The following is a 19,805-nucleotide window of genomic DNA, read 5'->3' as shown; positions in this document are numbered from 1 at the left end:
CGACGGTGAACAAATGTACCGGTGCGCGCCGCTGCGGCGATGATCGAGGCCGGCGGCCGTCGCCGGCTCGACGTGCTCAAGCGATGCGCAGCACGCGCTTAGCCCATCTGCTCCGAGTCCTGCGTGCGCTTGTCGCGACCACCGCTTCGGCGAAGGGATAGACGTGATCGACCACCGGCTTGGGCTTGTAGGCGTTCACGCACGCGACCGTAGCGCGGAATTCCTCCAGCCGGCCCATGTTCGTGCCCTGGATACGCACCTGGCGGAAGGGCAGCCGGCCATGTTCCGGGACCCTTCTCAGGCATTGCCGCGCGTAGCGCCGCAGAACACGTAGCGACCGCCGTTGCGGAAGGGTATCGACCACGTCGTGCAGACCGTCGCCACCGGCACTGTCGATGACGATGTCGATGGCGCCGGCCGCGGCCTTCAATTGCTTGACCCAGCCTGCGTCGCGATAGTCGAAACCGGCCGTGGCGCCGAGTTTCACCGCCTCGGCAAGCTTGTCGGCGCTGCTGCTGGTGACATAGACCTCGGCGCCATGGGCCAGCCCCCAGGCCAACGCGCGAGGTCGCATGCCGCCGCCGATGCCGGTCACCAGCACTTTGTGGCCAGCGCGACTTCGCCGTGGGTGACGATTGCACGCCAGGCGGTGAGGCCCGCCGGGGCAGTGCCGCCGCTTCTTCCCAGGACAGGTGCGCGGGCTTGTCGACCACCGAGTCCGCCGGCACGCAGATGTACTCGGCGAAGTGCCCTGGTCGGGCATGCCCAGCACGCGGAAGTTGGCGCCGCCGCAGCGCGGATCATCGCCCCACCCAGCGCCGGGTAGATGATCACTTCGCGTCCGACCAGGCCGGCACGACGCCCGCGCCCACCGCATCCACCACGCCGGCGCCGTCGGAGCCGGCGATGGCGGGAAACTGGATGCGCGGATGGGCGCCGACCGTGATCCACACGTCGCGGCGGTTGAGCGCCGCGGTCTTGATCTTGACGCGCAATTGGCCGGCGGCCGGCCTGGGCGTCGGCATGTCTTCGATGGCGAGCTTTGTCGGGCCCGCCGAGTTCGCGCAGAACGAGAGCTTTCACGCTGATCACCGCCCCTTGAACTCGGCCTTCTGCTTGTTGGCGAAGGCGTGGATGGCGGTGGGCGCATCCTCGGTGTAACGCACCAGCCCGGAGATCGCGCGCGTCTCCATTTCCATCTGCGTCTCGATGGTGTTGGAGAAGCTGTCGGCGATGAGGCGCTTGGCTTCGCCGTAAGCCATGGTCGCGCCCTTGGCGAGCTGCTGCGCCACTTCCATCACGCGCGGCATGAGTTGCTCATCGGCCACCACTTCGTTGACCAACCCCATTCCTTGGCTTGGCTCGCCACTCAACAGGTCGTTCATGAGGATGAGCTGCATGGCCTTGGCGTGGCCGACCAGGCGCGGCAGGAAATAGCTCGCTGCCGTCCGGCGACACGCCGGCGCGGGCGTAGGCCATGGTGAACGGGCCGATTCGGCCGCGAAGATCATGTCGCCGGTGATGGCCATGCTGAAACCGGCGCCAGCCGCCGCCGTTGACCGCCACCAGGAACGGCGCATTCATGCGCGTGAAGCGCGAAATGGCGGCATGCAGGCCGGTGGTCGCGTAGCGCATGTATTCGCCCATGCTGTCGCCCTGCGCGGCGAAACTCACCAGGTCGCCGCCGGCGGAGAACATCTTGCCGGCGCCGGTGAACACCACGCAGCGAATGTCGGGGTTGGAGTCGCAGTGGGTGGCGACCTTCACCAGCTCTTCCGACATCTTGACGTTGAGGCTGTTGGCGGCGTCCGGACGATTGAGCGTGATGATGGCGACCGCGCCGTCGCGCTCGAACTTGAGGGTTTCGAAATTCGCCAGGACCTCCCACTGTGTGAGTCTTGTTGTGCTTGTTGATACTGTTCACGGCGCACGTCCAGCGCCGTCGATGCTGTTGCCGCTGCTCGGAAGATGATTGACTCCACGCGCCGATCTCGTCGAGCGTGCGATGCAGCCGCGCACACGCCGTGCTCCTCGTCGAGTATGCAGATGTTGATGCAGGGTGATTCCACGGCGCCTTCTCAGGCGGCGCTGGCGCTTAGCGCGCCGGCGTAATCGGCCAGGTAGTCGAGCCCGGCGATGGCGCGACTGCCATACCAGGACACCATCTCGCCGTCGATCGAGCGCACTGGATGGCGGCGCCGATTAAGGATTTCAGTTCGGCGATGTGCTTGTCACGGGAAACGGGTAGGGCTCGCTGCTCAAGAGACGCAGCTCGGCGCCGAGCGTCGCGAGACTTCGCTGGCCAGTGCCGGGTAGCGCACCTCGCTGCATCGGCACGGTGTGCCAGCCGAGCAAGGCCAGCATGTTCGAGATATAGTGCCCTGCGCCACCGTCATCCACGGCTCGCGCCAGACGAGGCGCGGCACGCGGCGCGAAGGGTGCGCCGCCGCGCGCGCCGGCCGCCATCGCGAGCGTGAGCTTGTCGACCAGCGTCGCCGCGATGCGCTCGCGGTTGAACACCGCGCCGATGAGCTCATACAGCGCGACATTGTCGGCCGGCGCGTTGGGATGGGTGACCAGCACGTGCGGCACACGCCCGCGCAACGCCTCGAAGGTCTCACGCGTGTTCTCGTCGATGTTGACGATGACGTGGGTCGGCGCCAGCGCCAGCAGCGCGTCGATGTCGACGTCCTTGGTGCCTCCGAGCTTGGGTACACCGCGCAGCGCCTCGCGCGGGTGGATGCAGAAGCCGGTGCGGCCCACCACCTCGGCGCCGAGTCCGCGTCGAACAGCTCGGTAATGCTCGGCACCGCGACACGATGCGCGCGCCCCCTCGGCCCGCGTGTGTCGCTGGCCGTGGCATCCACCAGCCGCGCGTCGCTATCCACCTGCGTCACCCGTCAACCTGCCCGCGCCGCGCGACGCTTTACATGTTGCGCCGATACTCGCCGCCGACGTGATACAGCGCGCCCGGATCTGGCCGAGCGACGCGTGTTTCACCGTTTCCATGAGTTCGGCGAAGCGGTTGTCGCGACGCCGCGCCACCGCCTGCAGCGACGCCAGGCGCGCGCCCCGCTCGCCTTCATGGATGGCCTGGAAGTTGCGCACCGAGCTTATCTGGTCGCGCTTCTGTCGTCGGTCGAACGCATGAGCTCGATGGTCGTCACCTGGTCTTCCTCGCCAGCCTTGGGCAGGAAGGTGTTGACACCGATCAGCGGCAGGCTGCCGTCGTGCTTCTTGTGCTCGTAGTAGAGGCTCTCTTCCTGGATCTTGCTGCGCTGGTACATGGTGTCCATTGCACCCAGCACGCCGCCGCGCTCCGAAATGGCTTCGAATTCCTTGTACACGGCCTCTTCGACGAGATCCGTCAGCTCGTTGACGATGAACGAACCCTGCCACGGGTTCTCGCAGACGCCGCACCGAGTCCTCGGTCGGCGTGGTGATGGCCTCGTCGTAGGCGTTGGTATGCAGACTGTTGCAGTTGTCGAACAGCGCGTACGGGCGCCTGCAGCGTGGTGCGGATGTCGTTGAAGTTGATCTCCTGCGCATGCAGGCTGCGGCCCGAGGTCTGGATGTGGTACTTCAACTGCTGGCTGCGCGCGCTGGCGCCGTAGCGCTCACGCATGGCGCGCGCCCAGATGCGCCGCGCCACGCGGCCGATGACGGTGTATTCCGGGTCCATGCCGTTGGAGAAGAAGAACGACAGGTTGGGCGCGAAGTCGTCAATCTTCATGCCGCGCGCGAGGTAGTACTCGACGATGGTGAAGCCGTTGGAGAGCGTGAAGCGAGCTGCGAGATCGGGTTCGCGCCGGCCTCGGCGATGTGATAGCCGGAGATCGACACGCTGTAGAAATTGCGCACCGCGTTTTCGACGAAGTACTGCTGCACGTCGCCCATCATCTTCATGGCGAATTCGGTGGAAACACGCAGGTGTTCTGCGCCTGGTCTTCCTTCAAGATGTCGGCCTGCACCGTGCCGCGCACCGATTCGAGCGTGCGCTTCTTGATCGCGGCATAGGTCTCGGCATCGACCACCTGGTCGCCTGATATGCCCAAAAGGCCCAGGCCCAGGCCGTTGTTGCCGGCCGGCAGTTCGCCCTTGTACACCGGCCGCTGGCGCCTCGAAATACCGGCGATCTTCTTCTCGGCCGCCGCCCACTGGCCGCTGTCCTTCAAACGCTTCTCGACCTGCTGGTCGATGGCGGCATTCATGAAGAAGGCTAGCGCGATCGGCGCCGGGCCGTTGATGGTCATCGACACCGAGCGGTCGGCGCGCACAGGTCGAAGCCCGAGTAGAGCTTCTTGGCATCGTCGACCGAGGCGATGGACACGCCGGAGTTGCCGACCTTGCCGAAGATGTCGGGGCGCTCGTGCGGATCTTCGCCGTACAGCGTGACTGAGTCGAACGCCGTCGACAGGCGCGCCGCCGGCTGGCCGGCCGACACGTAATGGAAGCGTCGATTTGTGCGCTCCGGTGTGCCTTCGCCGGCGAACATGCGCGTCGGGTCCTTCACCCTCACGGCGATGAGGGAACGTGCCGCCGGTATAGGGATAGGCGCCCGGCAGGTTCTCGCGCATCAGGAAGCGCAGTTGGTCGCCCTAGCCGTCGAACTTGGGCGGGGCTATCTTCGGGATCTTCTGGTGGCTGAGGCTGGTGCGGTAGTTATCGCCTTCAATCGCCTTGCCGCGCACTTCCCGTAGCTGAACTTGGGCGCGGTGATGCCTTCGAGGCGCGCCGGCCAGTCGAGCAGCAGTTGCCGACCTCGGCGCCGAGGTCATCGAGCGCCGCGTTGTAGCGTTGGCGCAGGGTCGCGAGACTGCGGTCGCCGCTACCGTGAGCGCGCTCTGCGCATAGGGCGACAGCGCTCCGGCAGTTCCTTTGTCTTTCAGCGCCTTCAGCGCCTCGTACACGTGCTGCGCGCGGCTGGCTGCCTCGCACTGGGTTTCGCCCTGGGCATTGATGCCGCGGCCCTGCTCGGCGATCTCGGCGAGGTAACGGTACGGCTGCCGGGGATCAGCACCGTGGCGCGCGGTTCGCGCAGGCTGGTGTCGAGCACCGGTACCCAGGCCTGGGCATCCAGCGACAGCTTCTGGCCAGGCGCTGGCACAGGTTGACGAACATCCACGACAGGCCCGGATCGTTGAACTGGCTGGCGATGGTCGGGTAGACCGGGATGTCGGCATCGTCGATGTCGAAGCGGTTGTGATTACGCTTCCACTGCTTGCGCACGTCGCGCAGCGCGTCGTCGGCGCCACGCTTGTCGAACTTGTTGAGGATGACGAGCTCGGCGAAGTCGATCATGTCGATCTTCTCGAGCTGGCTGGGCGCGCCGAACTCGCTGGTCATGACGTAGATCGGCAAATCCACCAGGTCGACGATTTCGCTGTCGCTCTGGCCGATGCCGGCGGTCTCGACGATCACGAGGCCGAAGCCGGCGGCCTTCAGGAAGGCAATCGAATCGCCGAGCATGGCGCTGGTCGAGAGGTGCTGGCGACGGGTCGCCATCGAGCGCATGTAGAGTTTTCGTGCCGCAGGCTGTTCATGCGGGATGCGATCGCCGAGCAGCGCGCCGCCGGTGCGACGACGCCGCGTCGGGTCGACCGCCAGCACCGCCACCTTGCGCTCCGGGAAATACTGGCAGAAGCGACAGGATCTCGTCCGTCACCGAACTCTTGCCGGCGCCGCCGGTGCCGGTGATGCATCACCGGCACGTGCTTGCCGGCGAGCTGCCATTCCTTGCGCAGCGTGTCGAGCTTGTTGCCGGCGATGACGCCGTCTTCGAGCGCCGACAGCATCTGCGCGACGGCCAGGTAGTTGTCGCTGCTGGCGGCTTCCGGTGCGCGGCTTGCCACGCGCGCCGCCTCGGTGCGCTGCACGAGGTCGGTGATCATGCCGAGCAGGCCCATGCGCATGCCGTCATGGGGATGGTGGATGCGCTCGACGCCGTACTTCTGCAGGACATCGATTTCTTCCGGGGTGATGGTGCCGCCGCCGCCGCCGAACACGCCGGATATGGCCGGCGCCGGCTTCGCGCAGCATGTCGACCATGTAGCGGAAATACTCGTTATGCCCGCCCTGGTAGGAGCTGATGGCGATGCCGTCGGCGTCTTCCTGGATGGCGGCGCGCACCACGTCGGCCACCGAGCGATTGTGGCCGAGATGCACCACTTCCACGCCTTCGCCCTGGATCAGGCGCCGCATGACGTTGATGGCGGCGTCGTGGCCGTCGAACAACGACGCGGCGGTGACGAAACGCATGGGCGTGGTGGCGGCGACGCTGTCGGGCGCGTTGTCGCTGAAATCCTTGGCTCTGGTGTTCATGTCGGTCTCCCCGTTTGCGCGCGCGCCGGACTCAACACCAGCGCGGTCTGTCTCTTGAGTGATTCGTGCAGAAATTGGATATGGTCCTGGGCGTCGGGCGTCACCAGCCACTGGTAGACGATGCCGATGATGGCGGCGCAGAACTGCTCGGCGGTACCGGCGATATCGACATCGGGCGCGATGTGGCCGGCGTCGATGCCGGTCTGGATCCAGGCCGCGACGTCGCGGCGGCGCCGTTCGTGGATGTTGGCCACCACCTGTTTGACTTCCGCGTCCGGTCCAATCGAATCGAACCACAGCATGTAGAAGGCGCGGATGTGATCGCTGCCTTCGACAATGAAGCGGAAGTGCGCGTCGGTGGCGGCCGCGATGGCGTCGACGCCAACCTTGTCCTTCACCACGCGGCGCAGTTCGCGCAGCCACGACTCGCCTATCGAGCGAATGATGAAAGCGGACAGGCCGCCCTTGCTCCGGAAACGATAGCTGGCGAGACCGCGGCTGTAACCGGCGCGCTCACCGACTTCCTTGAGCGTGGTGCCGGCCGCGCCGCGCGCGAGATCAGGGCCACCGCCGCGTCGAGCATGCGCTGGTCCGACAAGGCGGTGCGCTCGGCCTGGGTGCGGCGTTCGTTCTGATCGAGTTTGACGGTGGCGGCCATGGCGCGATTATTCCCCGGAGGCTTACTTGTTTGCAACAAGCAAGTAGAAGCCGGTCGGGTCCGGGCCCTCACCGAGAACGTCGGCACACGCACGGGTCACGTTTTGGGCGGCTTGCTGTAGCATTGAGATGCCCTTGGCCACCACGAGTCCGCCGCCCTGACATCGTCCGACCGCGTTCCGCGATGCGCATGAGATTGCCGAGCAGCGGTCTCGTCATCGCCCTGACCCTGGTGGTGGTGGCGGTGGTCGAGTTCTCGGTGGAAGAACTCATCCGACAGCACGAACTCCGGCGCGAACAGGAGCACACGCTCTCGACCCTGAACGGCGTGCGGGCCCGCATCGAGAAGCTCATCTACCGCGACCTCTACGTGGTACGCGCTCTCGCCACCCATATCGCCGCCTCGCCGGACATCGACCAAGCGGGATTTTCCAGCTACGTGGAGCAGCTGCTGCGCAAACCGACGGCGCTGCGTCACGTCACCGCCGCGCCCAATCTCACCATCCGCTTCGTGCACCCCTTGGCCGGCAACGAGGCGGTGCTCGACACCGACTACCTCAAGATCCCCACCGCGCGCGAAGCCGTCAACAACACCATCCTGCGGCGAACCATGATGATCACCGGGCCGGTCGAACTGGTGCAGGGCGGCAGCGCATTCGTGGCGCGCGAGCCGGTGATGCTGCCGGAGAAGCGCGGCCCGCCGGCCATCTGGGGCATGGTCGCGGCGGCCATCGACCGCGACAAGCTCTACCAGGTGGTGGGGCTCGACCAGGCCGCCGCCACGCTCGCCATCGCGGTGCGCGCCGAGAACATTCCCGATGGCGCCCACGACCCGGTGTTTTACGGTGATGCCGCCCTGTTCTCGCGTGACGCCGTGCGCACCGTCGTCAATCTGCCCATCGGGCGTTGGGTGATCGCGGCGCGACCGCACCACGGCTGGTTGGCCGACATCGCCCCGCCCTGTGGCTGCGCATCGCGGCGCTGTCCTTGGCGGCGGTGCTGGCGGCGCTGCTGCAATCACGCGCCCGCCACCTGCGCCAGCAGATCGATGCGCTCGACGCCCTGCAACGTTCCGAGCAGGCCTTGCGGCGCAGCCGCCAGGACCTCATCAATGCCATCGAAGCGCTGGCCGAAGGCTTCGCGCTGTGGGACCAGGACGACAGGCTAGAGGTCTACAACCAGCAGTTGTCCAAGCTGTTGCCGGCGCTGGCCGAGGTCATGCACATCGGCATGCCGTTCGAAACCCTGATCCGGACCATGGCCAAGCTCGGTGTGGTCGGCCAAGGTGACGATCCGGAACAGTGGATAGCCCGGCGCATCGCGCAGCATCGCGCGCCGGGCGGGGCAATGGAAGTGCGCACGCGTGCCGGGCGCGTGGTGTCGATCTCCGAATACCACACCGCCGACGGCTACGTGGTGGGCCTGTACACGGATGTCACGGAGATCCGCGCCGCCGAGGAACATGTCCGCTATCGCGCCTATTTCGATCCCTTGACCGCGCTGCCCAACCGCGAAAATTTCATGAACCAGCTCGGCCAGACCATCAGCGAATCGCAGCGCGACAGCCGCCAGTTCGCGCTGCTGTTCGTCGATCTGGACCGTTTCAAGAACGTCAACGACACGCTGGGTCACGAGGTCGGAGACAGGCTCCTGGTCGAAGCCGGCGAGCGCCTCACCCAATGCCTGCGCCAGAGTGACACGGTGGCGCGTTTCGGCGGCGACGAATTCACCGTCATCATGCGCGACATCGACGACCCCATGAATGCCGCGCATTGCGCCGAAACGCTGATCGGGGCCCTGACCGAAGGCTTCGTGCTGGCCGACCAGGTGGTGCATACCGGCGCCAGCATCGGCATCACGCTCTACCCCGCCGATGGCGGCGATGCCAACACGCTGCTGCGTAACGCCGACATGGCCATGTACCGCGCCAAGGCGCGTGGCCGCAATACCTTCCGTTTCTTCGCCGCCGAGATGACGACGCGCGCCGAGCATTTCGTGGCGCTCGAGAAAGACCTGCGCGTGGCCTGGCGCGCCACGAATTCGATTTCGAGTACCAGAGCGTCATGCGCCTGGAGGATGGCACGCTGGCCGGCGCCGAAGCGCTGTTGCGCTGGCGACATCCGACGCGCGGCGCGGTGTCACCCGGCGAATTCATACCGGTCGCCGAGGAAACCCGCCTCATCGTCGATATCGGCGCGTGGGCGCTGCGCCACGCCTGTCGCACCGCCGTGGCCTGGTGCGGGCACGGCGACGGCGGCTTGCCACGCCTGGCGGTGAACGTGTCCGGACGCCAGCTGTGGGGCGGCTTCGACGGTGATTTCGTCGCCGGGGTGCTGGCCGAAACCGGCTTCCCCGCCGAGCGCCTGGTATTCGAGATGACCGAGTCGCTGTTGATCGACGAAGACCGGCGCGTCGGCGCGGTGCTGCGTGACTTTCGCGATCTCGGCATCGGCATCGCGCTCGACGACTTCGGCACCGGCTATTCGGCGCTCGGTTACCTCAGGCGCCTGCCGGTGACGATGCTCAAGATTGATCGTTCCTTCGTTGGCGATATCGAAAGCAACGAAAGCGACGCGCACCTGGTGGAATCGATCATTGCCCTCGGCCGCGCGCTGAACTTGACGGTGGTGGCGGAAGGCGTGGAGACCGCCGGCCAGGTGAGCTTATTGCGCAAGCTCGGCTGCGAACTCGCGCAAGGTTATTTCTTCGCACGGCCGATGGGCGCCGAGGCGTTCGCCGCGCGCTACCGGATGTGAGGGCTGGATGCTAGGCAGGAGATAATCGATGCCGCCCATCCTCGCGGACGGACGGCATCGAAAGGGCAAGTCAGTCTTGACCGCTTACGCCCGGGCGCGACGGCTTGCGCCGCGGCGACCGATGCTGACCATGGCGGCCAGCGCGCTACCGATCATGATGACCGACGACGGCAGCGGCACCGGCGCGGCATTCACCGAAGCGGTGAAACCGGTGCCGAAATCGCCACCATTGCCACCGACCAGCCAGTGGTAGGTGCCGCCGGCCAGCGAGAACACCTGGGAGACGAACCCTTCGGTGGCCAAAGTCACCTTGTAGAGCGGCTCCGAGGCACCCTTCAGACCGAACACGAACGGACCAGCCGGGTCGGAAAATGCCACCGCCAGCAATTCAAGCGTGTAGTCACCGGCCGCCAGCGTGATGTTTCCGCTGTCCGCCCAGCTTCCCACCTTGAAACCGCTGTCCACAACCTGGGCCTGGGAGCCCATGCTGAAGGTCAGCAGCACCAGCAGTGCACTGATCATCGAGTACTTACTTAGAACTTTCATATCCATCATCCTTATCAACACTATCCAAACACAGCGCGGTAACTTCCTGAGCCGCGTTTCAGTTTCCGAACGGCTTTTACGCCGCCCTTCAACCTGCGATGGACTATAACAATTCGAGGCCGCCGCTCGTCGCGCCCACGCCCACCCATTCTGGGCGTCTGTCACAGCTTTGACATGAAGCGCGGCGAATTGGTCGGGATCATGACGCGCCGCGCCGCGCGACGCGGGCGTGGTTCGCAAAGTCCGCGGGATTGTTGACGCGTAACGCGCAAATGCGGACTACGTCGCAAAATTCTCCGTCAAGCGCGCGACATGCGCGCGACGGCATGCGGCGCTCAGGCCTTCTTGACGAATTCGCTCTTCAACTTCATCGCGCCGATGCCTTCGATGCGACAGTCGATGTCGTGATCGCCGTCGACCAAGCGGATGTTCCTGACCTTGGTGCCAACCTTGACCACTGCCGACGAGCCTTTGACTTTCAGATCCTTGATCACCGTCACCGCATCGCCATCGACCAGCGTGTTGCCGAAGGCGTCCTTGTAGACGCGGCCTTCATCCGTGCTCGCCGCCGGTGCATGGGGCGACCATTCATGCCCGCATTCGGGGCACACCAGGTGATCCGCATCACGATACGCGAATTCGGAGCGGCACTCGGGGCAGGCAGGCAGTTCACTCATGGCATTTTGTCCTTGTCGTGGGCGGCGCGCGCCGCAGGGCTCACGCGGTGACGCGTATCAATCCTTCCTGGGCGACCGACACCACCAGGCGGCCGGCGAGATCGTAGAAGCTGCCGCGAGCGAGCCCGCGTGCGCCGGACGAGGTCACGCCTTCGCACACGTAGAGCAGCCACTCGTCCATCTTGAAGGGGCGATGGAACCACATGGCGTGATCGAGGCTGGCGAGAAAGATGTTCTCGGTCAGCACGCGCAGGCCCTGGGGCATGAGCAAGGTGGTGATGAGTCCGTAGTCGGACAGGTAGGCAAGAATGGCGCGGTGCAGGTCGGGCTCATCGGGCAGCGGCGCGACGGTGCGCAGCCATACCCTGCGCAAGGGCGGCGTGCCCTCGGCCGGATCGCTGAAATAGGCGTCGATGGGGCGCAGTTCGAACGGCGCGGCGATGTTGGCGATGCGCTGCACCTTGGGCGACGCGCCTTGCATGTTCAATTCGTCGAACGACACGCGCGCGAGTTCTTCCGGTCGCGGCACGCTCGGCGCCGGGGCCTGGTATTCGATACCTTGCTCGCGCACCTGGAACGAAGCCTCGAGCGTGAAGATCGGCCGCCCGTATTGAATAGCGGTCACGCGCCGCGCGGCAAACGCACGACCATCGCGGCTGCGTTCAACCTCGTAGATGACCGGATTCTGGGAATCGGCTTCGCGCAGGAAATAGCAATGGATGGAATGCACGTCGCGACCGTCGACGGTCGACTGCGCGGCCTTGATCGCTTCGCCCAGCACCTTGCCGCCATAGACGCGCTTCAAGTGCGTGTCGCTGACCGCGCCGCGAAAAAGATTCTCTTCCAGACGTTCGAGGGCGAGCCCCTGGACCAGGCGCGTGAGAGCGGGATCCATCATCGCGCTCAGGTGAACGCGTGCTCGGCGGCGGGAAAGCTCACGGCCTTCACTTCGCGCACGTAGTTCTGGATGGCGACGTGGATGGAGTCGGCGCCGACCATGTAGTTCTTGGAAAAGCGCGTGCGCTTGCCGGGCGCGATATCGAGGATGTCGTACAGCACCAGGATCTGGCCATCCACCCGCGGCCCGGCGCCGATGCCGATCACCGGCACCGAGGCGGCCGCGGTGATCTCGGCGGCGAGCGCGGTCGGCACGCATTCGAGCAGCAGCACGTCGGCGCCCGCCTGCTCGAGCGCCAGCGCGTCTTCCTTCATCTTGCGCGCCGCCGCTTCTTCACGGCCCTGCACGCGGTAGCCGCCGAACTTGTGCACCGCCTGCGGCGTGAGACCGAGATGCGCGCACACCGGAATGCCGCATTCGGTGAGACGCGCGACCATGTCGATTTCGAGCTCGCCCCACTCGAGCTTGACCATTTCAGCGCCGCCCTCCTTCATGAGCCGCGCGGCGTTGCGCAGGCACGCCTCGCCCGAGGCATAGCTCATGAACGGCATGTCGGCCATCAGCAGCGCACGCTTGATGCCGCGTGAAACGAGCCGCGTGTGATAGACCATTTCGTCCATGGTGACGGGAATGGTGGTGGTGTGCCCCTGCACCACCATGCCCACCGAGTCACCGACCAGGATGAAGTCCATGCCGGCTTCGTCGAGCACGCGCGCGAAGGACGCGTCGTAGGCGGTGAGGCTGGCGATTTTCTCGCCGTCGATTTTCATCTGGCGCAGGCTGCGCGTGGTGACATGTCCCGCGACTTCGTGATGCTGGCTCATGGGCGTACTCCGAGCTTGGCGGTCTTGCGCGCCACTCCTTCCTCGAAACGTTCGAGGGCGACCGGCGCGCGCACGTGGAAACCTTCGCCTATCAGGTCCATGCCGTCATGGGCGCTCACCGCGAAGCGCACGCTGCGCGCGCTCACTTCGATGACACGCGCCGAGGCGGTGACCGTCATGCCGACCGGCGTGGCCGCGAGGTGCTTGACGTCGACATGGGTGCCGACCGAGACCCAGCCGGCCGGCAACAGCGGCGCGATGGCATCGGCGCAGGCCATTTCCATCAGCATGATCATCTGCGGCGAAGCGTACACCGCCGGCAGGCTGGGATAGGCGTGCGCCACGGTCAGTTCGAAACTGACCACCACGTCGCGGCTGGCCGCGGTGTTCAAGGCAATGAGAGTGGTGAGATCCATGGTGATTGAGAAGGCCAAGGAGGTCAGAAGTTCTTGATCCAGTCACGCAGCGCATCCGCGATGTCGTCGGCCGAATCTTCCTGCAGGAAGTGCAGGCCCTTGACCGCCACCTCGGTGGTGTTGGGCCACGCGCGCGCGACCTCGGCCGGCGCGCCGTTCATGATCATGCCCGGCTCGCCGCGTATGAAAAGCTTGGGCATGGTCGCGGTCTTGAGATAGGCGCCATAGGCATCGACCAGCGCGCACACGTCGGCGGGCTGATTGCCGAGCGGGATCTGGCGCGGCCAGGTAAGCGTCGGCCGGCGACCTTCACCAATCTCGCGAAACGGCGCGCGATAGGCGTCCATCTCCTCCTCGCTCAAGGGGCGCAGGATGGATTTCGGCAGCACGTTCTCGACGAACACATTCTTGTTGAGCACGAGATCCTCGCCGGCCTCCGAGCGGAACGCACGGAAGATCTCGGTGGCGGCCGCCGGCCATTCGTCCCAGCGTAAGGGTTTGACGATGCCTTCCATGTGCGCAACGCCGGCCACGGCGCCGGGGTGGCGACGCATCCAGTCGAAGCCCAAGGCCGAACCCCAGTCATGCAGCACCAACACCACGTCACGCTCGATGCCGAGCGCCGCGAACGCGCCGTCGAGGTAATGGCTCTGCTCGGCGAAGGTATACCGCTGTGGCCCCGAATCGGGCAGCTTGTCCGAATCGCCCATGCCAATCAGATCGACAGCGATGCAGCGGCCGAGGGAGGCGAGCTTGGGCAGGATGTTGCGCCACAGGTAGGACGAGGTCGGGTTGCCGTGCTGGAACACGATCGGCCGACCGCTGCCCATCTCGACATAGGCCATGCGTCGACCATGCACGCTGACGAATTTCTTCTGTCTTGACCAGTCGTTCATGCCGCGAGCCTCCGGGGCTTGAGTGAAGTGGGTGGCCAGTCGTGCGCGCTGTCGACGCGGACCGCCTGTTGCGGTCCGCGTCGCGTGCTCAACGCGCCTTGAGCTTGTCAGCCATGGCCAGGATGCGCTTGGCCTGCACTTCGTGCGGCTTGTCGATCATCTTGCCGTTCAGCTGCAGGGTACCCGCATCCGGGTTGGCCGCGAACAGTTCCAGCACCGCGCGGGCGTGGGCAATCTCCGCATCGCTGGGGCTGAAGGCCTGGTTGATGACCGGCACCTGGGCGGGATGGATGGCTATCTTGCCGGTGAAGCCGTCACGCCGCGCCTCGTTGCACACCCGCTCAAGACCGGCGAGATCGCGGAAGTCCGCCATCACGGTATCGACGGCCTGCACGCCGGCCGCGTGCGCCGCGAACAAGCACAGCGCGCGCACCTGCACGAAAGGCGAGGTCCACTGGCCATTGGCTTCGAGATTGGAACTCGCACCGACCGCGGCGCCGAGATCCTCTGCGCCCCAGGTCAGCCCGCGCAGACGCGGCGTGTTCTTGTTGTAGCTGCCAAGGCCGAAAGGCGCGGCGGCGGTCTCGGTGGCGACCGGCAGGATGCCGATGCTGCCGGCCGCGATGCCGTGCTCGGCTTCCAGCACGTCGAGGAAATGCGAGACCGTGACGATGTCCTCGGCGCCGTTGGTCTTGGGCAGGATGATGCCCTTGGGCGCGGCCGGCGCGACCGCCGCGATGTCCTGCAACACGTACGGGCCATCGAGTGGATTGCAACGCACCCAGAACTCGACGTTCGGGTTGGTGCTGCCCTTCAGGAACTCGCGCACCATGTCGCGCGCTATGGGCTTGCGGCTGGCGGCAACCGAATCCTCGAGATCGAGGATCACGCAGTCGGCGCCGCTCTCGGACGCCTTGGCCATTTTCTTGTCGCTGTCGCCCGGCGCGAACAGCAGCGAACGCAGGCTCATGCCGGCTTCCTCAGCATCAGGCCGGAGCGCTTGCATACCGCCACCAGCTGGTTCTTCTGGTTGTAGGCACGATGCGCGAAAATCACCACGCCATTCTGCGGACGGGACTTGCTCTCGCGCAGTTCCAGCACCTCGGTTTCGACGCGGATGGTGTCGCCGTGAAACAGCGGCGCCGGGAAACGCACTTCGTCCCAGCCGAGATTGGCGACGGTGGTGCCGAGGGTGGTGTCATGCACGCTGATGCCGACCATCAGCGCCAGCGTGAAGGCGCTGTTGACGATGCGCTGGCCGAACTCGGTCTCGGTGCGGCAATACTCCTCGTCCAGGTGCAGACGCGCCGGATTGTGGGTCATCGCCGTGAACAGCACGTTGTCGGTTTCGGTGAGCGTGCGGTGGATCGCATGCTTGAAGATCTGCCCGACGTGAAATTCCTCGAAATATAGTCCAGCCATGCGGTCGTCCCCCGTGTTGACTGCGCGTGTGAAGGTGCCGGCATTATAGTGCCGCGGGCGCGATTAGGGGCGCCGGGCAGGGTCGCCGTCGGTGTGTCGCCGAGACGCGTCGAATCGCGCAAGGATCGCCAGCGGCGCGCCATCGCGCTGTGCGCCTGTACGCTGCACGCTGACCAGCGTGTCGAGATCGTCCGCCACCCGTGAGCGCGGATAATAGGCGGGAAAATCGGCCGCCGGGAACGCCGTGGCGCCGAGCATCAGCACGTAAGGACAGCGCGCCAGCGCGTCGCGCAGGCTGGCCAGCGAATCGCGCTGGCTGGGCGGTGGACGGCTGTAACGTCGGGCGTGCAGCATGAACATCTCGGCCATGGTCGCGCTCACGCAGGCGTCCTTCGGTAGCTGTGCGCCGAGGTCGCCCATCACCTCCAGCACTCGCAGCGAGAAAGCCGTGGCACGACGCGCCGTGGCCAGGCTGTCGTGTCCGTACCAGCTCGCCATGCGTGCATGGACGCTTTCCTCGGCGTCAGCCGCGCGCGCGATGCCGAACGCTATTTGCAGCGCGCTCGGCGCCACCACCAGCGCCAGCAGCAGCGCACACAAGCTCGCCGCGTGGCGCGTCGCGGCCGCGTGGCCGAGGGCGCCCGCCAGCGCCGTCATGCCGAGCGCGGCGTAGGCCGCGTACAGCGGCAACAGGACGAGGAGAAAGCGCGCGAAGTGATTGGGGTAAGGCCATGCCACGATCACACCGAGATAAATCAGCGCGTACCAGGCATCGACTTGCGCCTCGCGCAGGCGTCGCGCCCAGCTCAGCACGGCCGGCACGAACAGCACCGCGACGATCACGGCGCCGTGCCGGCTGCCGAGGAAATCGAAACAGCGCGGAAAGTGATAAGCGAGCGCGCGCAGATTGGTCGGCAGCTGTTCAACGAGGCCCGCCAGCACCGGCGCCACGCCGCCGGCGAACAGCGTGTGGGTGTAGCCGCCGCTCCAGCCCTGGGCCGCCTTGAACAGCATCCACGCCAGCGGCGCGCCGATGGCCAGCAGCGGTGTCAGGCCGGCGTCGCGCCCACGCGTGCGCCATGCCCAACAGCCGAGCAGCGCCGCCAGCGCGAACAATCCCGCGCCGCGGGTCAGGGCCGCGGCGCCCAACAGCATGGCGGCGGCATACCAATGTCGCGGCGCCGGCCGCGGCCTTGCCACGATCGCCAGCGCGGCCATGGACAGCGCCAGGTACAGCGGTTCGCTGAACACCCCCATGGCGGTAAAGAGCGCGATGGGCGTGAGCGCCAGGCTGCAGGCGGCGAGCATCACGCCGGCTACGCCGCAGCCGATGCGTCGCGCCCAGCATGCGCTGGCGACGACCGCCGTCGCCAGCAGCAGTGCATCGAGTGCATAGGCGAGTTCGGGCGTGCCGCTGCCGATGCCGAGCAGCGCCATCAACAGCGGATAGAGGGGCGGAAACGGGTAATGAGCAAAAAGTCGCGCGCCGAAATCGATATCCGTCGCGCGCCACGGTGACAGCCAGTCGGCCTGCAGCAGGTAGACGGCGGCATCGGAATTGATGCCGGCCAGGGTCGGCTTGACGCCGATCCACAGCAATAGCGCGGCGCTGCCGACACCGAGCGCCGCCAGCCAGCCAACGCCGACCGTCGCGAGACTTCGGCGGTCGACGGCCGCGCCCATGCTGTCAGCCGCGCGCGTCGGACGCGAACGTGCCGGCGTAACTGTCGCGCAAGCGGCTCTTCTGTACCTTGCCCATGGTGTTGCGCGGCAGGTCGCTGACCGTGACGATGCGCTTGGGCAGCTTGAAGCCCGCCAGCCGCGCACGCAGATGCGTGAGCACCGCCGCCTCGTCGAAGTCGCCGCACGCGATCACCGCCGCCATCACCGCCTCGCCGAAATCGGCATGCGGCACGCCGAACACCGCCGACTCCACCACGTTCGGCAGTTCATCCAGCTCGGCTTCGATTTCCTTGGGATAGACGTTCAGACCGCCGCTGATGATCATGTCCTTGCTGCGGCCGACGATGTGGAGATAGCCGTCGGCGTCGAAGCGGCCCTGGTCGCCGGTGCGGAAGTAGCCGTCGGCACTGAATGCCGACGCGCTTTGCTCCGGCAAACGCCAGTAACCGCGAAACACGTTCGGTCCGCGCACTTCGATTTCACCGATCTCGCCCTCGGCCAGCGGCGCGCCCTGCTCGCTCACGATGCGCACGTCGGTGCCGGGCAACGGCAGCCCCACCGAGCCGGCGCGGCGTTCGCCAAGCAGCGGGTTGGACGTGTTGATGCCGGTTTCGGTCATGCCGTAGCGCTCGAGGATGACCTTGCCGGTGCGCGCGCTGAACTCGTGGAAAGTGGATTCGAGCAAGGGCGCCGAGCCCGAAATGAACAGGCGCAGCGTCGCGCACGCGGCGCTGTCGAAGCCCGCCAGGCCGAGCAGGCGCGTGTAATAGGTCGGCACACCGGCGAACAGCGTCGCACCCGCCAGGCCGTGCAAGACTTCCTCGGCATCGAAGCGCGCGTGGAAGCGCAGGCGCATGCCGGCCAGCATGGCCGGGTGCAGCGTGATGAACAGGCCGTGCACGTGATAGAAGGGCAACGCGTGCAGCAGCACGTCGTCGCGCGTAAAGCCCCAGGCCGCACGCAGCGCCTCGGCATTGCTGTAGAGGTTGTCGTGGGTGATGGGGATGCCCTTGGGCGTACCGGTCGTGCCCGAGGAATAGAGCAAGGCCGCGACCGTATCGCCCTCGGCGCGGATGGTGTCGAAATGCTCGGCGGCGCCGGCCCAGGCGCTCGCGATCTCGCCCTCGCCTTGGGCGTCCAGGGTCAGCCGTCGCGGCGCCTTCTCGCACTGCGCGCAGGCCGCATCGATGCGTTCCGCGAGCTGCGGATCGTGCACCACCAGGCTAGCGCCGGAATTGCCGATGAAGAACGCCAGTTCGCGTTCGCTGTAGGAGCTGTTCAAGGGCTGGTAGATGACTCCCGCGCGCAGGCAGCCGAGATACAGCCACACCAGTGCGACGCTCTTCTCCGCCACCGCCGCCGCGCAGTCGCCGGGCTCGAGGCCGAGCGCGCGCAAGGCATTGGCGACCTTGGCGCTGGCGCGTTCGGCATCGCCGTAGGTGTAACGACTGCCGTCGGGCAGTTCGAGGAAAACCGCGCGCGGGTCGAAGCCCGCCGCGAGGCGTGCGTAGAGATTGGCGTTGGCGGTCATGGCTCTTCGAGGCTCGCCTACAGCGAGCGCCCGATCAGCTCCTTCATGATTTCGTTGGAGCCACCGTAAATCATCTGCACGCGCGCATCAGCAAAGTAATGCGCGACCGGGTATTCCAGCATGTAGCCATAGCCGCCGTGCAGCTGCAGGCACTGGTGGGCGGTCTCGAACTGCTTTTCGCTGCACCACCACTTGGCCATCGAAGCGGTCTCGTTGTCGAGCGTGCCGGCGTTCAGCTGTTCGATGCAGTGGTCGAGGAAGACCCGCGCGATCTTGGTCTCGGTCTTGAGTTCGGCGAGCTTGAACTTGGTGTTCTGGAAATCCAGCAGCGTCTGGCCGAAGGCCTTGCGCTGCTTGCAATAGTCGATGGTGCCTTCCAGCACCGCTTCCATCGCCGCCACCGCCGACACGCCGATGATCAGGCGCTCGCGCGGCAGCTGCGCCATGAGCTGGTAGAAGCCCTGCCCTTCCACGCCGCCGAGAATGTTCTCGACCGGCACGCGCACGTCGTCGAAGAACAGCTCGCAGGTGTCCTGACCCTTCATGCCGACCTTCTTGAGCGGCTTGTTGCGACGGAAGCCGTCGAGTGCGTCGACTTCCACCATCAGCAGCGATATGCCCTTGGCGCGTGCTTCGGGATCGGTCTTGCACACCACGCAGATGAGGTTGGCGTTGTAGCCGTTGGTGATGAAGGTCTTGGCGCCGTTCAGGACGTACTCATCGCCGTCGCGCTGTGCGCGGGTCTTGACCGCCTGCAGGTCAGAGCCGGTGCCGGGCTCGGTCATGGCGATGGACGCGATGATCTCGCCGCTGGCCATGCCCGGCAGCCACTTGTGCTTCTGCGCCTCGGTGCCGTAGCGCACCAGGTAATGGGCGACGATGCTCTGGATGCCGTTGCCGAAGCTCGAAATGCAGGCGCGCGACAGTTCCTCGTAGGTGATGACGTCGAAACCGAAGTCGCCACCACCGCCGCCGTATTCGGCCGGTACGTCGGGCAGCAGCATGCCGACCGCGCCGGCCTTGGCCCACGCTTCGGGCTCCGGTCGGCCCTGCTCTATCCAGCGCTCGCGGCTCGGCACGAACTCGGTTTCGATGAAGCGACGCACGGTGTCGCGATAGAGTTCATGGTCGGCCGTCATCCACGGCGAGTGATAGGGATTCATGCTCGGGCTCCGATA

At 66.1% G+C, this 19,805-nt stretch carries 16 protein-coding genes and 5 pseudogenes; 2 read left to right on the top strand and 19 right to left on the bottom strand.

Annotated features, from left to right (window positions below; translation table 11 throughout):
* Positions 1-76: 76 nt before the first annotated feature.
* The 8 genes and pseudogenes from IPM80_02455 to IPM80_02420 form a co-directional block, all read right to left on the bottom strand.
* Positions 77-595, bottom strand: a complete 519-nt coding sequence (locus tag IPM80_02455) for a zinc-binding dehydrogenase (protein MBK8957302.1) — start codon at positions 593-595, stop codon at positions 77-79.
* Positions 596-830: 235 nt separating this feature from the next.
* Complete coding sequence (locus IPM80_02450; protein MBK8957301.1) at positions 831-1,025, bottom strand: alcohol dehydrogenase catalytic domain-containing protein; 195 nt, start codon at positions 1,023-1,025, stop codon at positions 831-833.
* A 292-nt stretch (positions 1,026-1,317) separates the two neighbouring features.
* Positions 1,318-1,878 (bottom strand): enoyl-CoA hydratase/isomerase family protein, encoded by a 561-nt coding sequence (locus IPM80_02445; GenBank protein ID MBK8957300.1) that lies wholly within the window; start codon positions 1,876-1,878, stop codon positions 1,318-1,320.
* A gap of 200 nt (positions 1,879-2,078) precedes the next feature.
* Positions 2,079-2,870: pseudogene (locus IPM80_02440) on the bottom strand (ABC transporter substrate-binding protein).
* Between the two features lie 56 nt (positions 2,871-2,926).
* Positions 2,927-3,906: pseudogene (locus tag IPM80_02435) on the bottom strand (hypothetical protein).
* Positions 3,903-5,183 (bottom strand): annotated as a pseudogene (locus IPM80_02430) (hypothetical protein). Before IPM80_02430 ends, IPM80_02435 begins: the two co-directional pseudogenes overlap by 4 nt.
* Before the next feature lie 258 nt (positions 5,184-5,441).
* Positions 5,442-6,258: pseudogene (locus tag IPM80_02425) on the bottom strand (cobalamin B12-binding domain-containing protein).
* Between the two features lie 59 nt (positions 6,259-6,317).
* Positions 6,318-6,872, bottom strand: a pseudogene (locus tag IPM80_02420) (TetR family transcriptional regulator C-terminal domain-containing protein).
* 1,093 nt (positions 6,873-7,965) lie between these two features.
* On the opposite strand from IPM80_02420, the gene IPM80_02415 reads away from it, so the two are divergent.
* Together IPM80_02415 and IPM80_02410 are read left to right on the top strand one after the other, a co-directional pair.
* Positions 7,966-9,255 (top strand): diguanylate cyclase, encoded by a 1,290-nt coding sequence (locus tag IPM80_02415; protein MBK8957299.1) that lies wholly within the window; start codon positions 7,966-7,968, stop codon positions 9,253-9,255.
* 2 nt (positions 9,256-9,257) lie between these two features.
* Entirely contained in the window at positions 9,258-9,734 is a 477-nt protein-coding gene (locus IPM80_02410; protein ID MBK8957298.1) for an EAL domain-containing protein, read from the top strand.
* Positions 9,735-9,818: 84 nt separating this feature from the next.
* Here the strand turns inward: IPM80_02410 and IPM80_02405 are convergent, their stop codons facing one another.
* From IPM80_02405 to IPM80_02355, 11 genes are all read right to left on the bottom strand, one after another.
* Entirely contained in the window at positions 9,819-10,280 is a 462-nt protein-coding gene (locus tag IPM80_02405; GenBank protein MBK8957297.1) for a hypothetical protein, read from the bottom strand.
* Positions 10,281-10,615: 335 nt separating this feature from the next.
* Positions 10,616-10,957: an alkylphosphonate utilization protein gene (locus IPM80_02400; GenBank protein MBK8957296.1), complete on the bottom strand. Its 342-nt coding sequence runs from the start codon at positions 10,955-10,957 to the stop codon at positions 10,616-10,618.
* 40 nt (positions 10,958-10,997) lie between these two features.
* Positions 10,998-11,855 (bottom strand): acyl-CoA thioesterase II, encoded by an 858-nt coding sequence (locus IPM80_02395; protein ID MBK8957295.1) that lies wholly within the window; start codon positions 11,853-11,855, stop codon positions 10,998-11,000.
* Positions 11,856-11,860: 5 nt separating this feature from the next.
* Entirely contained in the window at positions 11,861-12,679 is an 819-nt protein-coding gene (gene panB, locus IPM80_02390) for a 3-methyl-2-oxobutanoate hydroxymethyltransferase (protein MBK8957294.1), read from the bottom strand.
* Positions 12,676-13,095: a thioesterase family protein gene (locus IPM80_02385; protein MBK8957293.1), complete on the bottom strand. Its 420-nt coding sequence runs from the start codon at positions 13,093-13,095 to the stop codon at positions 12,676-12,678. Before IPM80_02385 ends, panB begins: the two co-directional genes overlap by 4 nt.
* A 23-nt stretch (positions 13,096-13,118) precedes the next feature.
* On the bottom strand, positions 13,119-13,991 hold the full coding sequence (locus IPM80_02380; GenBank protein MBK8957292.1) for a haloalkane dehalogenase: 873 nt from the start codon (positions 13,989-13,991) through the stop codon (positions 13,119-13,121).
* An 88-nt stretch (positions 13,992-14,079) separates the two neighbouring features.
* Positions 14,080-14,961 carry a CoA ester lyase gene (locus IPM80_02375; protein ID MBK8957291.1) on the bottom strand — a complete coding sequence of 294 codons (882 nt, stop codon included), beginning with the start codon at positions 14,959-14,961 and terminating at the stop codon, positions 14,080-14,082.
* Positions 14,958-15,413 (bottom strand): MaoC family dehydratase, encoded by a 456-nt coding sequence (locus tag IPM80_02370; protein MBK8957290.1) that lies wholly within the window; start codon positions 15,411-15,413, stop codon positions 14,958-14,960. Before IPM80_02370 ends, IPM80_02375 begins: the two co-directional genes overlap by 4 nt.
* Before the next feature lie 63 nt (positions 15,414-15,476).
* On the bottom strand, positions 15,477-17,096 hold the full coding sequence (locus IPM80_02365; GenBank protein ID MBK8957289.1) for a hypothetical protein: 1,620 nt from the start codon (positions 17,094-17,096) through the stop codon (positions 15,477-15,479).
* Between the two features lie 4 nt (positions 17,097-17,100).
* Entirely contained in the window at positions 17,101-18,627 is a 1,527-nt protein-coding gene (locus tag IPM80_02360; protein ID MBK8957288.1) for an AMP-binding protein, read from the bottom strand.
* A 17-nt stretch (positions 18,628-18,644) separates the two neighbouring features.
* Positions 18,645-19,790, bottom strand: a complete 1,146-nt coding sequence (locus IPM80_02355) for an acyl-CoA dehydrogenase family protein (GenBank protein ID MBK8957287.1) — start codon at positions 19,788-19,790, stop codon at positions 18,645-18,647.
* Between the last annotated feature and the right edge of the window lie 15 nt (positions 19,791-19,805).

Source organism: Pseudomonadota bacterium (assembly GCA_016719885.1).
GTDB lineage: Bacteria > Pseudomonadota > Gammaproteobacteria.
This window is presented reverse-complemented; position numbering and strand designations above follow the sequence as displayed.

Excerpts from the sequence above, each read along its gene's own strand:
- IPM80_02450 (MBK8957301.1), bottom strand. The coding sequence starts at position 1,025 with ATGCCGACGCCCAGGCCGGCCGCCGGCCAATTGCGCGTCAAGATCAAG.
- IPM80_02405 (MBK8957297.1), bottom strand. The coding sequence starts at position 10,280 with ATGAAAGTTCTAAGTAAGTACTCGATGATCAGTGCACTGCTGGTGCTG.
- IPM80_02400 (MBK8957296.1), bottom strand. The coding sequence starts at position 10,957 with ATGAGTGAACTGCCTGCCTGCCCCGAGTGCCGCTCCGAATTCGCGTAT.
- IPM80_02395 (MBK8957295.1), bottom strand. The coding sequence starts at position 11,855 with ATGATGGATCCCGCTCTCACGCGCCTGGTCCAGGGGCTCGCCCTCGAA.
- panB (MBK8957294.1), bottom strand. The coding sequence starts at position 12,679 with ATGAGCCAGCATCACGAAGTCGCGGGACATGTCACCACGCGCAGCCTG.
- IPM80_02385 (MBK8957293.1), bottom strand. The coding sequence starts at position 13,095 with ATGGATCTCACCACTCTCATTGCCTTGAACACCGCGGCCAGCCGCGAC.
- IPM80_02380 (MBK8957292.1), bottom strand. The coding sequence starts at position 13,991 with ATGAACGACTGGTCAAGACAGAAGAAATTCGTCAGCGTGCATGGTCGA.
- IPM80_02375 (MBK8957291.1), bottom strand. The coding sequence starts at position 14,961 with ATGAGCCTGCGTTCGCTGCTGTTCGCGCCGGGCGACAGCGACAAGAAA.
- IPM80_02370 (MBK8957290.1), bottom strand. The coding sequence starts at position 15,413 with ATGGCTGGACTATATTTCGAGGAATTTCACGTCGGGCAGATCTTCAAG.
- IPM80_02365 (MBK8957289.1), bottom strand. The coding sequence starts at position 17,096 with ATGGGCGCGGCCGTCGACCGCCGAAGTCTCGCGACGGTCGGCGTTGGC.
- IPM80_02360 (MBK8957288.1), bottom strand. The coding sequence starts at position 18,627 with ATGACCGCCAACGCCAATCTCTACGCACGCCTCGCGGCGGGCTTCGAC.
- IPM80_02355 (MBK8957287.1), bottom strand. The coding sequence starts at position 19,790 with ATGAATCCCTATCACTCGCCGTGGATGACGGCCGACCATGAACTCTAT.